Origin of the sequence: Alcanivorax sp. (assembly GCF_019431375.1) — a bacterium.
GTDB classification, from domain to species: Bacteria; Pseudomonadota; Gammaproteobacteria; order Pseudomonadales; family Alcanivoracaceae; genus Alcanivorax; species Alcanivorax jadensis_A.
In genome coordinates, this window is sequence record NZ_CP080267.1 from 3,043,344 (window position 1) to 3,055,058 (window position 11,715).

Here is an 11,715-nt window from a genome sequence, read left to right on the forward strand (position 1 = left end):
TGACGAATGGGCGCCGTTGTACCTTGTGAACCTGCCCCGCGAGCCTCGCGGTCATGCCGCTGCAGCGCCCCTCACGGGACAGGTCAAAATCTTTTCTTCACCACAGAGGTCACAGAGCTGAACCCATCGCACACATGGTGCGTTTTGTTTTTCCTCAGTGATCTCTGTGCTCTCTGTGGCTAAATCGCTTTAGCCTTTAAAGCGCCTTGGCCAGATCTGCGGCCTTGTCGGTTTTCTCCCAGCTGAAGCCTTCGCGGCCGAAGTGGCCGTAGCTGGCAGTGGGCCGGTAGATCGGCTTGCGCAGGTCGAGCATTTCAATGATGCCGCGCGGGCGCAGGTCAAAGTGCTCGCGAACCAGGTCGACAATGGCGTTGTCGCTGATTTTGCCGGTGCCGAAAGTGTTCACGGAGATGGAGGTGGGTTCGGCCACGCCAATGGCATAGCTCACCTGAATCTCGCACTTGCTGGCCAGGCCAGCGGCAACGATGTTCTTGGCCACATAACGGCCAGCGTAGGCAGCTGAGCGGTCTACCTTGGACGGATCCTTGCCAGAGAAAGCGCCGCCACCGTGACGGGCCATGCCGCCATAGGTGTCCACGATGATTTTGCGACCGGTCAGGCCGCAGTCACCCATGGGGCCGCCGATCACGAAAATCCCTGTGGGGTTCACGTGGTACAGGGTGTCCTTGTGCAGCCACTCTTCCGGTAGGACCGGCTTGATGATTTCTTCCATCACCGCTTCGCGCAGGTCTGCCAGCTTGATATCCGGGGAGTGCTGGGTGGATAACACCACCGCATCCACGGCCACCGGCATACCGTTTTCATAGCGCAGGGTAACCTGGCTTTTCGCATCCGGGCGCAACCAGGGCAGGGTGCCGTTCTTGCGCAGCTGGGCCTGACGTTCTACCAGGCGGTGGGAGTAGTAAACCGGTGCGGGCATCAGGGTATCGGTTTCATTGGTGGCAAAGCCGAACATCAGGCCCTGGTCGCCAGCACCCATTTCCTTGTTTTCGGCTTCATCCACACCGATGGCGATATCGGCAGACTGCTTGCCGATGCCGTTGAGTACCGCACAGCTGGCACCGTCGAAGCCCTTGTCGGAGCTGTCATAGCCGATATCCAGAATGACCTGGCGAACGATGTCTTCCAGTTCCACATAGGTGCTGGTACGGACTTCACCGGCGACGATGGCCATGCCGGTTTTCACCATGGTTTCCACCGCCACCCGTGCATGGGGGTCATCCTTGATGATGGCATCCAGAACGGCGTCCGAGATCTGGTCGGCCATTTTGTCCGGATGGCCTTCGGACACAGATTCGGAGGTAAAGATGGAATATTCACTCATTACTGGAGTGCTCCCGTTATTCAAGTGTGCGTTACGTTGCCTTCAACAGGCGCCAAATTTTTTAGTTGCAGGTTTCAAGTGACAAGTTGCAACGCGGGGCCGCTGAGGTGGCCGGTTCCGGTGGCTTCACTCCGCGACCTGTCGCAGGGTGAAGCGCGGGCAGAGCCTTTGCCGATGCCACTGACCTTGTCCGCGCCTTGTAACTTGAAGCTTGTTACTTGCTACTCTTCCTGAAGGTGCGTACCTGCACCTGAAAACCATTACGCAGGGCCAGAAACTGGCTTTCCTGCAATTCCAGGCCGGCGCGGCCGGCCCAGTCCACCAGATCGGCTTCTTCAAAGCCGAGCCAGAAATCACCACAGGCCTCGTGGGCCCAGTGCTGGTCATGCCGACAGAGATCGGTGATCAGCAGGGTGCCGCCGTCATTCAATTGCCGGGCCGCCGCGCTGATGGCGCTGGCGGGGGCCGGCAGGTGATGTAGCACCATGTTCAGCACCACGGCATCCGCCGTGGGCAGGGTGGTGGCGCTGGCGGGCCACTCACCCAGTATCAGTTGCACATTTTGCCGCTTGGCGACGGCCAGGCTCTGACGCGCCCGCTCCAGCATGGCCTCGGCGTTATCCAGACCCAGCACGGAGTCGAAGCGCGCGGCCAGTTCCAGCAGAAACTGGCCGTCGCCGGGGCCGATTTCCAGGGCCGTGCCACCTTCCGGGCAGGCTCTGGTAAGGAGTTCCAGGGCCTGTTCGGCGTACTGCTCGTAGTCGGCGATTAGCTCCTGCTGGTGGTCGACCTGTTCCGCATGGCGAGCAAAATAGGCCCGGCTCTGCTCTGCGCGCTGGCTTTGTACCTGTTCCAGCCGCTCGGCAACCCCGGGGTCCAGGTGCCCATCATCCAGCTCGGCCAACAAGGCCTCGTGAAGCGCGCCTTCTACGCTGTCTGCCTGCGGTAAGCGCCGGCGGTAGAAGATGGAATTGCCTTCCCGGCGCTTCTCCACCAGACCACCCTGGGCCAGCACCTTAAGGTGGTGGCTCATGCCGGATTGCTTCATGGCCATGATGTCGCACAGCTCCAGTACCCCGAAGCTGTTCTGGCCCAGCACCTGCAATACCTGAAGACGTAGCGGGTCGCCAGCGGCCTTGAGAAAGCCCGCCAGATGATCGGTGATCTCCGGTGCGTCGGGTGCTTGTGCATTCATAGGGGTGGATTCTAGCGCAACAAAAAGCTAAATCAAAATAAATTGATATAGCTTTCGGTGTTGCCGCAATCCGCTGCATGCGGCAGGTACCACGATGCACGCAAACGGGGAAGAACAAGGTGCAGACGGCGTGGGGCGGGTGCTTGCGCTTGTAGCGGTTATCCCCTTGAGGGACAATAGCGCCCCTTTTCAGCCACCAGCCAGTTTGGAGCCCTGCATGTCCAGTGCCCCCGCCCGCCGTGAACTCGCCAACGCTATCCGTGCCCTGAGCATGGATGCGGTACAGAAAGCCAATTCCGGGCACCCCGGTGCGCCTATGGGAATGGCGGATATCGCCGAGGTACTATGGCGCGGCTTCCTCAAGCACAACCCGCAGGACCCCACCTGGCCCGACCGGGACCGCTTCGTGCTGTCCAATGGTCACGGCTCCATGCTGCTTTACAGCCTGCTGCACCTGAGCGGTTACGGCGTCAGCCTGGACGACATCAAAAACTTCCGCCAGCTGGGCAGCCCCACCGCCGGTCACCCGGAATATGGCGATGCCCCGGGCATCGAAACCACCACCGGGCCGCTGGGCCAGGGTATTGCCAATGCGGTGGGCATGGCGCTGGCGGAAAAAATGCTGGCTGCGCAGTTCAACCGTGAAGGGCACGCCATCGTTGACCACTACACCTACTGCTTCCTGGGTGATGGCTGCATGATGGAAGGGATCTCCCACGAAGCCTGCTCCCTGGCCGGCACCCTGGGCCTGGGCAAGCTGGTGGCCTTCTACGACGACAACGGCATTTCCATTGATGGCGAGGTGGAAGGCTGGTTTACCGATGATACTGTGGAGCGCTTCCGCGCCTACGGCTGGCAGGTGATCCCCAATGTGGATGGCCACAGCGCGGAAGAGGTGCAGGTGGCCATCGAGAACGCCCGCGCCAATACCAATCAGCCCACCCTGATCTGTTGCAAGACCGTGATCGGTTTCGGCAGCCCCAACAAGCAGGGCAAGGAAGAGTCCCACGGTGCCGCCCTGGGTGAAGACGAAATTGCCCTGACCCGCGAATCCCTGGGTTGGAAACATGGCCCCTTCGAGATTCCCGCCGAGATCAAGCAAGCCTGGGATGGTAGCGAAAAAGGTGCCGCCGCCCAGAGTGACTGGCAGCAGCGTTTCGACGCCTACAAAGCTGCCTATCCGGAGCTGGCGGCGGACTTCCTGCGCCGTCAGGCCGGTGAGCTGCCCGCCAACTTCCTGGAGCAGGCGGATGCCTATATCCGCGAGTGTCAGGAGAAAGGCGACAAGGTGGCCACCCGCAAGGCCAGCCAGAACACCCTGGACGCCTTCGGCCCGTTGCTGCCGGAACTGGCCGGCGGCTCCGCCGACCTGGCCGGCTCCAACAACACCATCTGGAAAGGCTGCAAATCGGTCACCGCCGAGGATGCCAGCGGCAACTACATCCATTACGGGGTCCGCGAGTTCGCCATGACCGCGATCCAGAATGGCCTGTGCCTGCACGGCGGTCTGCGGCCCTACGGCGGCACCTTCCTGGTGTTCATGGAATACGCCCGCAACGCAGTGCGCATGGCGGCGCTGATGCACCAGCCCAACATTCTGGTCTACACCCACGATTCCATCGGCCTGGGTGAAGATGGCCCGACTCACCAGCCCATCGAGCAAATGGCCAACCTTCGCCTGACGCCGAACATGCGCACCTGGCGCCCCTGTGACACGGTGGAATCCGCGGTGGCCTGGAAGAAAGCCATTGTCCGCCAGGACGGCCCTTCCGCGCTGATTTTCTCCCGTCAGGGTCTGCCCTGCATGGAGCGTGGTGAGGCACAGCTGGCCGAGATCGAGAAAGGTGGCTACACCCTGCTGCAAACCGGTGAAGGCACCCCGGACGCCATCATCATTGCCACCGGCTCTGAAGTGGAATTGGCGGTGAATGCGGCCAAGGCCCTGACCGGCAAAAATGTCCGTGTGGTGTCCATGCCCTGCGTGGAAGAGTTTCTGGCCCAGGACCGTGATTACCAGGAAAGCGTACTGCCCTCCGATGTGCGTGCCCGGGTTGCGGTGGAAGCGGCCATCGCCGATTACTGGTACCGCTTCGTGGGCCTGGACGGCAAGGTGGTGGGCATGAACAGCTTCGGTGCTTCGGCCCCGGCTGGTGATCTGTTCAAGCACTTCAATATCACTGCCGAGGCAGTGCAGCAGGCCGTGGAGAGCCTGCTCTAAGTGAAAGTCGCGATTAACGGCTACGGCCGTATCGGACGTTCTTTTGTCCGTGCCCTGGCCGAGCGCGAAGGCGCCGGCTGGCAGGCGCCTTTCACGCTGGCGGCGATCAATGACAAGGGCCGCCCGGAAGATCTGCTCTACCTGACCCGCTACGACACCACCCATGGTCGTCTGGCGGAACCGGCGGAGCTGATCGAAGGCATGCTGCGTATCGGCAAGCAGGCCCCGCGGTTGCTTCAGCAGCCGAAACCGGAACAATTGCCCTGGGCCGAGATGGGCGTGGATCTGGTGCTGGAATGCTCCGGCCATTTCCGCAGCCACGCGGGTGCCTCACGGCATCTGGATGCTGGCGCCGGGCGAGTCATCATCGGTGCGGTGCCGTTTGACCAGGCTGACCAGATCGTGGTCTACGGCGTGAACCATGAGGACGTGCGCGACGACAGTAAGGTATTGTCGGCGGCTTCCTGTACCACCCACTGCATTGCGCCGCTGCTGACCCGCCTGGACCAGGCCTACGGCATTCGCCAGGTGCTGATGAAGGAGATCCACTCCTACACCTCGGACCAGACCCTGCTGGACCATGTCCATCGGGATCCGCGTCGGGGCCGGGCGGGGGCACAAAACATTGTGCCTACCACCAGCAGTGCCATCGGCGCGGTGCAGCAGGTGCTGCCGGCCCTAGCCGGCAAGATCAGCGGCCATTCCATCCGTGTGCCCACCCTGAATGTGGCCATGGTGGAGCTGACATTGCTGCTGGAGCGTACCCCGGATAGCGACAATCTGAACCAGTGGCTGCAGCAGCAATCGAAAGAAGCCAGTGCGCTGATTGGTTACAATGACGCGCCGCTGGTAAGCGTGGATTTCAACCATCGGCCGGAATCTGCCATCGTCGACGCCACCCAGACCCGGGTGCAGGGCGAGATGGTGCAGGTGGTGGCCTGGTACGACAACGAATGGGGCTATGCGAACCGACTGCTCGACTGGGTGGCGACGCTGGCTGAATCACATCAAGCTTGAATGAATGGATGCACCCGTGCGGGTGGCCGTGAATGAGGTAAGTACGACATGAACTTCAAACGCATGACCGACCTGGATCTGGCAGGCAAGCGCGTTCTTATCCGTGAAGATCTGAACGTGCCGGTGAAAGACGGCAAGGTCACCAGCGATGCGCGTATCCGCGCCTCCCTGCCCACCATCGAACACGCCCTCAAGGCCGGCGCCAGGGTGATGCTGATGTCTCACCTGGGTCGCCCCACGGAAGGTGAGTACGCCGAGGAGTTTTCCCTGCAGCCGGTGGCCGATCATCTGGGCAAGCTGCTGGGTCGCGACGTGCCGCTGGTGAAAGACTGGCTGGACGGCGTGGACGTGGCGGAAGGCCAGGTGGTGCTGTGCGAGAACGTCCGCTTCAACAAGGGCGAGAAGAAAGACGATGAGGCGCTGTCACAAAAGATGGCGGCCCTGTGTGATATCTATGTGATGGATGCCTTCGGTACCGCGCACCGGGCCCAGGCGTCTACCCATGGTGTGGGCAAGTTTGCTCCGGTAGCCTGTGCCGGCCCGTTGCTGGCCAACGAGCTGGACGCCCTGGGCAAGGCCCTGAACGCGCCGGAGAAACCGCTGGTGGCGATTGTGGGTGGTTCCAAGGTTTCCACCAAACTGGAAGTGCTGGAATCCCTGTCCGATGTGGTCGACCAGCTGGTGGTGGGCGGCGGTATCGCCAACACCTTCCTGGCGGCGGCCGGTCACCCGGTGGGCAAGTCCCTCTATGAGGAAGACCTGATCCCGGCGGCGAAGAAAATTGCCGAGAAGGTGCATATCCCGATTCCGGTAGATGTGGTTACCGCCAAGGAATTTGCCGAATCCGCCGAAGCCACCGCCAAGAAGGTGGCCGACGTGGCCGAGGATGACCTGATTCTGGATATCGGCCCGCAAACCGCCCACATCGTGGCGGCGCTGATGAAGGAAGCCAAGACCATTATCTGGAACGGTCCTCTGGGCGTGTTCGAGTTCGACCAGTTCGGCGAAGGCACCAAGGAAATGGCAGAAGCCATTGCCGACTCTGATGCCTTCTCCATTGCCGGTGGCGGTGACACCCTGGCGGCGGTGGACAAGTACGGTATCACCGATCGCATCAGCTATATCTCAACCGGTGGTGGCGCCTTCCTGGAATTCGTGGAAGGCAAGGTATTGCCGGCGGTAGCCATGCTGGAAGCGCGGGCGAAAGACTGAAGAGAGGTCGCTACGGCGGCCTTTGCAATGACTGAACAGGAAACGGGCAGCATCGCTGCCCACGGAACCGAAGGGGAAACACAATGGCACTCGTAAGCATGCGACAGTTGCTGGACCACGCCGCCGAACACGGCTACGGCGTACCGGCCTTTAACGTCAATAACGTGGAACAGATGCGCGCCATCATGGAAGCCGCGGACCAGACCAATTCCCCGGTGATCGTGCAGGCCTCCGCCGGCGCCCGCAAATATGCCGGTGCCCCTTTCCTGCGTCATCTGATTCTTGCGGCCACTGAAGAGTTTCCGCATATCCCGGTGGTGATGCACCAGGATCACGGCACCAGCCCCGCCGTGTGCCAGCGTTCCATCCAGCTGGGTTTTTCCTCAGTGATGATGGACGGTTCCCTGGGGGAAGATGGCAAGACGCCGACGGATTACGACTACAACGTGCGCGTGACCCAGAAAGCGGTGGCTATGGCCCACGCCTGTGGCGTGTCCGTGGAAGGCGAGCTGGGCTGCCTGGGTTCCCTGGAAACCGGTCAGGCCGGTGAAGAAGACGGCATCGGTGCCGAAGGCACCCTGAGCCACGACCAGATGCTTACCGACCCGGAAGAAGCGGCGGACTTCGTCAAGCAAACCAAGGTGGATGCCCTGGCCATCGCCATCGGTACCAGCCATGGTGCCTACAAGTTCACCCGCCCGCCCACCGGTGACATCCTGGCCATCGAGCAGATCAAGGCGATCCACAAGCGTATCCCGGATACCCACCTGGTGATGCACGGTTCCTCCTCCGTGCCGCAGGACTGGCTGGCCATCATCAACGAGTACGGTGGCGAGATTGCGGAGACCTACGGGGTGCCGGTGGAAGAAATTCAGGAAGGCATCAAGCACGGTGTGCGCAAGGTGAACATTGATACCGACCTGCGCCTGGCCTCCACGGGCGCGATTCGTCGTTTCCTGGCCCATAACCCGGCCGAATTCGACCCGCGCAAGTACCTGAAAGAATCCATCACCGCCATGCGTGATATCTGTATTGCCCGCTACGAAGCCTTCGGTACTGCCGGCAATGCGGACAAGATCAAGCCGATCAGCCTGGAAAGCATGTTCCAGCGCTACGAAGCCGGCGAGCTGGATCCGCGCGTCAAGTAATTGGCCGCTCGCAGAAACGACAAAGCCCCGCACTGCGGGGCTTTGTCGTTTCTGGCGTGGTTATTTCTGCCGGGACGCTTCGATTTTCACATCGTCAGCACCGCTGAGGATCAATTTTCCCTCCTCGTTGATATCGGCCTGCGCCACCCCTTCCAGGGCATCCAGGAATTGCTGCTCCAGCTTCATCAGCGGCTGCGGGCAGGCCATCATGGTGACGCCACCGGTTTTCACCGTGAAGCTGTCATCGTTCAGCGTATAGCTGGCCATGTAGTTGTTGCAGGCGGCCTTGCCGGCCAGTCGGCCGGGCTCATGAAAGTTCAGGGTCACCAGCGCGTCGCCCACGTCTGAGCCATTGAGATAACTTACCTGCCAGGCGCTGCCCTGCAGTTGTTCGGCTGTCACCATGGCAGTGGTTCCTGCAGGGTTGCTGCTGCAGGCGGCCAAAGTCAGGGCGGCGCCTGCCAGCAGGGAAAGTTTCAGGTTATGCATATCAGGTCCTTCTTGATGGCGCGGTATTGAGGGCGCCTTGAACGGATTTAGTCCCCGATAGCGTGCAATAGTTTCCTGTCAGAGGCTAACCGTCACTGCTGCCGGTGGCGTCCAGAGGGCTGAGTGGCTGGTCCGGCTTGGCGTAGCTCCAGCGGGCCTGGCGCTGGGTCAGGTGATAGCTGTCCAGGCCGGACAGGGCCACGGTGCCTGCCTTTTCGATATCCACATAGCCATCGCTGCCCAGCGCATAGCCGGGCAGTTGAATATGTTCGATGGCGCCGATCACCATCACTGTATCGTTGACCTGCAGGGTGTGGGTTTCCAGCAGCACCATGCCCAGGCGGATGCGCGCCTGCTCCACAAAGGGCGCAGGGAAATCCGGCAGGTAAGCCGGGGTCAGGCCGGTGGCGGTAAACTCGGACACCTCACGGGGGTAGCGGGCGGCGGTCTGGTGGGCGGCAGGGACCATGTCGCCATGCACCTGATTTAGTGTGTAGAAACCGGTTTCCATCAGGTATTCCAGGCTGTGGCGATCCACGGAATGGGGGCGAATGATCATGCCCAGCAGGGCCGGGTCGGCGCCCAGATGGAAACAGGAACTGACAATGGACAGGTTCTCCTGGCCATTGCTGGCACGGGTGCCCAGCAGGTTGGCGCTCTTGAAGCCGGACAGGCTGTTGATCAGGTTGACCCGTTGTTGGCGGGGCAGGTCCTTGAGAGTATCGGCGGTCAGGTGCATGGTGTGCGTCCTCCTGGCGCCGTATTATCAGAAGCCGCCGTGAGTAAACCGTGGAGACCTCTTACCGGCTATGGCAAATCCTTTCGATCGCGATCACATTGTTCAGGAATGGCAGCCACTCAACTGGGAGGCGTTTGATCCGCTCAGCGACTCCACGCGGCGCTATGTGGCCTACTATGGCCTGAATTTCGCCGAGCACTTACCGGACCTCGAGCACGGCTTTGGCTATTTCGAAGCTGCTGGGCATCAGCTGTCGGTGCATGCCTGGCGGCCGAAGGAGCCGCGGGGCACAGTGCTGGTTTGCCATGGCTACTTCGATCATGTGGGTCTGTACCGTCATATTATCGGCCATGTGCTGGAGCTGGGGTATGCGGTATTGGCCTACGATCTGCCCGGCCATGGTCTCAGCTCCGGTCCCCAGGCGGTGATCGATGATTTTCGTACCTACCGGGATGTGCTCGAGCAATGTCTGGCCCTGGCAGACAACCATTTCCCCCGCCCCTGGCATGTAATCGCCCAGAGTACCGGTGGCGCCATCGTGATGGATTATCTGCTCAGTCGCGGTGGCGGTGATGCTAACCCCTTTGAGCATGTGATTCTGCTGGCGCCACTGGTACGGCCATTCAAATGGTCCTCTGCGCGCTGGCTGCATACGTTTATCCGTCCCTTTGCCCGCAGCATCAAACGGGTTTTTACCATCAACTCCAATGATCCGGATTTTCTGGATTTTCTGGAAAACAAGGACCCGCTACAGGCAAAGAGGGTCTCCGCGGTATGGGTGTCCGCGCTGAAAAAATGGCTGCCGGGCTTTGAAAAAGCATCACGCATCAAGGTGTCGCCGGTGGTGATACAGGGTGACATGGATGAAACCGTGGATTGGCGTTACAACCTGAAGGTGATTCAGGAAAAGTTTCAGGATCCTCATATCCATATGCTGCCAGGGGCCCGCCATCAACTGGTTAACGAGGATGAGGGGTTTCGTCGGAAAATATTCGCGATTATTGATCAATATCTCGACTGATTATCGATTTTACGCTTTGTTACTTGAGCTGCGGCGCAAATTTCCCGATGGTAGCGTCACATAATGGCAATATGCCTTTTGATTGTTGTTTCAAGGAGACAAAGCATGGATAAGAAATGGATGCTGGCGATGACCGCCGGTGCTGCGATGATGAGCCAGGTAGCTGTAGCCGACCTGAGTGCAGGTATCAACGCTGCTGTTAACGCCGAGGCGGATGCCAAGGCAACCGAGCAGGCTGTTCGCGATCAGCGTGACGCGGCGAAAGCCAACGCTGAAGCAATGAAGGAAGAGGCGAAGGCACGCAAGGAAGCCGCTAAGGAAGAAGCCAAGGCCAAGAAAGAAGCCATGAAGGAAGAGGCTGAAGCCAAAAAAGAAGCGGCCAAGGAGCGCGCAGAAGCAGAGCGTGAAGCTGCGGAAGACATGAAGGAAGCCGCCAAGGCTAACGCTGAAGCAGACGTTAATGCCAGTGCCGAAGTTAACGGCGACGGTGCCAAGGCCAACGCAAAAGTGAACGCCAATGCCAAAGAGAATGCCAGCGAGAAAGCCTGGTTTAACTTCTGGGACTAAGCATTCGCTTTACGCCGATAAAAAAGGGCCGCAAATTGCGGCCCTTTTTTATTGTCTGTTGTGCTAACGAGTCCGTCGTCAGTACTGATTGACGCTGCCGTTCTCTCCCACCAGCACCACGTCCGCCGGCCGTTTGGCAAACAGGCCGTTGGTGACCACGCCGACAATATTGTTGATCTTTTCTTCCAGTTCGATGGGGTTGAGGATCTCCAGGTTGTGCACGTCGAGAATGATGTTGCCGTTATCGGTAACGAAGTCTTCCCGGTACTCTGGCTGACCGCCCAGGGCAACCAGCTTGCGGGCCACGTGGGAGCGGGCCATGGGAATCACTTCCACGGGGAGCGGAAAGCGCCCCAGCCGTTTCACCTGTTTGGAACCATCCACGATACAGACGAACTGTCTGGCCACCGCGGCGACAATTTTTTCCCGGGTCAGCGCACCGCCGCCGCCCTTTATCATTTCCCGGTGGCCGTTCACTTCATCCGCGCCGTCCACATATACCGGCAGGCTGTCCACGTCGTTCAGTGACAACACCGGAATGCCGTGGCTCTTGAGTCGTTCCGCGGTGGCATCCGAGCTGGCTACGGCACCCTTGATGCGGTCTTTCAGGCTGGCCAGGCCATCGATGAAGAAGTTGGCGGTGGAGCCGGTCCCCACGCCGATGACTTCGCCTTCGGGTACAAAGCGGAGCGCCGCCTCGGCGACCTGTTTTTTCAGCGCATCCTGGTCCATGAAATTGTCCTGTCGTGCGGGTAAAAGAAGTG

Annotated in this window: 11 protein-coding genes and 1 riboswitch; of the genes, 6 read left to right on the top strand and 5 right to left on the bottom strand. The window is 60.3% G+C overall.

Translation table 11 applies throughout. The features are described from left to right. Position 1: 1 nt before the first annotated feature. A riboswitch (S-adenosyl-L-homocysteine riboswitch) is annotated at positions 2 to 79 on the bottom strand. 117 nt (positions 80 to 196) lie between these two features. Both metK and KZ772_RS14285 read right to left on the bottom strand, forming a co-directional pair. Then, positions 197 to 1,345 carry a methionine adenosyltransferase gene (gene metK / locus KZ772_RS14280; RefSeq protein WP_290537192.1) on the bottom strand — a complete coding sequence of 383 codons (1,149 nt, stop codon included), beginning with the start codon at positions 1,343 to 1,345 and terminating at the stop codon, positions 197 to 199. A 214-nt stretch (positions 1,346 to 1,559) separates the two neighbouring features. Next, a complete protein-coding gene (locus KZ772_RS14285) occupies positions 1,560 to 2,540 on the bottom strand; it encodes a metalloregulator ArsR/SmtB family transcription factor (RefSeq protein WP_290537193.1) in 981 nt (326 codons plus the stop codon). Between the two features lie 217 nt (positions 2,541 to 2,757). Here KZ772_RS14285 and tkt point away from each other — a divergent pair, with 217 nt between their 5' ends. From tkt to fba, 4 genes are all read left to right on the top strand, one after another. Further along, entirely contained in the window at positions 2,758 to 4,758 is a 2,001-nt protein-coding gene (gene tkt / locus KZ772_RS14290; RefSeq protein ID WP_290537194.1) for a transketolase, read from the top strand. Further along, positions 4,759 to 5,775 carry a glyceraldehyde 3-phosphate dehydrogenase NAD-binding domain-containing protein gene (locus KZ772_RS14295; protein ID WP_290537195.1) on the top strand — a complete coding sequence of 339 codons (1,017 nt, stop codon included), beginning with the start codon at positions 4,759 to 4,761 and terminating at the stop codon, positions 5,773 to 5,775. It abuts the gene before it with no gap. Between the two features lie 48 nt (positions 5,776 to 5,823). Further along, positions 5,824 to 6,987, top strand: coding sequence for a phosphoglycerate kinase (locus tag KZ772_RS14300; protein WP_290537196.1), 1,164 nt, complete (start codon positions 5,824 to 5,826; stop codon positions 6,985 to 6,987). A gap of 83 nt (positions 6,988 to 7,070) precedes the next feature. Then, positions 7,071 to 8,135, top strand: a complete 1,065-nt coding sequence (gene fba / locus KZ772_RS14305; protein WP_290537197.1) for a class II fructose-bisphosphate aldolase — start codon at positions 7,071 to 7,073, stop codon at positions 8,133 to 8,135. A gap of 60 nt (positions 8,136 to 8,195) precedes the next feature. Here the strand turns inward: fba and KZ772_RS14310 are convergent, their stop codons facing one another. Both KZ772_RS14310 and KZ772_RS14315 read right to left on the bottom strand, forming a co-directional pair. After that, a complete protein-coding gene (locus KZ772_RS14310; RefSeq protein WP_290537198.1) occupies positions 8,196 to 8,624 on the bottom strand; it encodes an META domain-containing protein in 429 nt (142 codons plus the stop codon). 85 nt (positions 8,625 to 8,709) lie between these two features. After that, positions 8,710 to 9,363 (bottom strand): flavin reductase, encoded by a 654-nt coding sequence (locus KZ772_RS14315; protein WP_290537199.1) that lies wholly within the window; start codon positions 9,361 to 9,363, stop codon positions 8,710 to 8,712. Positions 9,364 to 9,433: 70 nt separating this feature from the next. Between KZ772_RS14315 and KZ772_RS14320 the strand changes: the two genes are divergently transcribed. Next, positions 9,434 to 10,384, top strand: coding sequence for an alpha/beta hydrolase (locus KZ772_RS14320; protein WP_290537200.1), 951 nt, complete (start codon positions 9,434 to 9,436; stop codon positions 10,382 to 10,384). A gap of 105 nt (positions 10,385 to 10,489) precedes the next feature. Continuing rightward, positions 10,490 to 10,951 (top strand): hypothetical protein, encoded by a 462-nt coding sequence (locus tag KZ772_RS14325; RefSeq protein ID WP_290537201.1) that lies wholly within the window; start codon positions 10,490 to 10,492, stop codon positions 10,949 to 10,951. A gap of 78 nt (positions 10,952 to 11,029) precedes the next feature. Here the strand turns inward: KZ772_RS14325 and rpiA are convergent, their stop codons facing one another. Next, entirely contained in the window at positions 11,030 to 11,683 is a 654-nt protein-coding gene (gene rpiA / locus KZ772_RS14330; protein ID WP_290537202.1) for a ribose-5-phosphate isomerase RpiA, read from the bottom strand. Positions 11,684 to 11,715: the final 32 nt, after the last annotated feature.